1 protein-coding gene is annotated in these 710 nt (G+C 31.1%); it reads left to right on the top strand.

Annotated features, from left to right (window positions below):
• Positions 1–710: IS982 family transposase (locus CLTEP_RS14120; RefSeq protein ID WP_066827715.1), on the top strand; the 710-nt coding region annotated here is incomplete at both ends.

Below are 710 nucleotides of genomic sequence, written 5' to 3'. Positions count from 1 at the left end.
TTCTGAGAAAGCTTGGTTTGGATTCTGTTCAAAAAATTTAATAGATTTATTCCCTAAGTTCTGTACAAGAACAAGATTTCATAGAATTAGAAAATCACTGTTTAAAGTTATGGAACAAATCCGTAACGAATTAACTCGTATTCTTGACTATCAGTATCGTCAATTTAGAATCATTGATAGTATGCCTATTCCTGTATGCAAATTTGGAAGAGCTCATTTTCATAAAACCTTTAAGCCGGAGGCTGCCTTTGGAAAATGTCCATCTAAAAAAGAAACATACTATGGATTTAAGTTTCATGCATTGATATCGTTAGATGGCTATATAACTGACTTTTTAGTTACTGCCGCTAATATTGATGATAGAGTACCTATTTGGGAATTAACTAATAAATCCTCTTTTGTAACAATCCTCGGTGATAAAGGTTATGTTAGCAATGGCCTTGCAGCTCAGTTAAAAGCTGATAGGGATATAACCTTAATATCTATGAAAAGAGGGAACAGTAAAATAAAGCTACCTAAGTCATTTAGAAAAATAATCTTTAAAGCCAGAAGAAGAGTAGAAACCTCTTTCTCTCAGCTTTCTGAACAACTAAATATTCAAAGAGTACTAGCAAAATCTAAATGGGGCTTTATTACTAGAATAATTAATAAAGTATTAGCTCATAATCTTTGTTTCTTTATCAATAAAACGTTAGGTATTAATGTAAATC

It is taken from the genome of Clostridium tepidiprofundi DSM 19306, assembly GCF_001594005.1.
In the GTDB taxonomy this organism is placed as follows: Bacteria; Bacillota; Clostridia; order Clostridiales; family Clostridiaceae; genus Clostridium_AC; species Clostridium_AC tepidiprofundi.
This window is presented reverse-complemented; position numbering and strand designations above follow the sequence as displayed.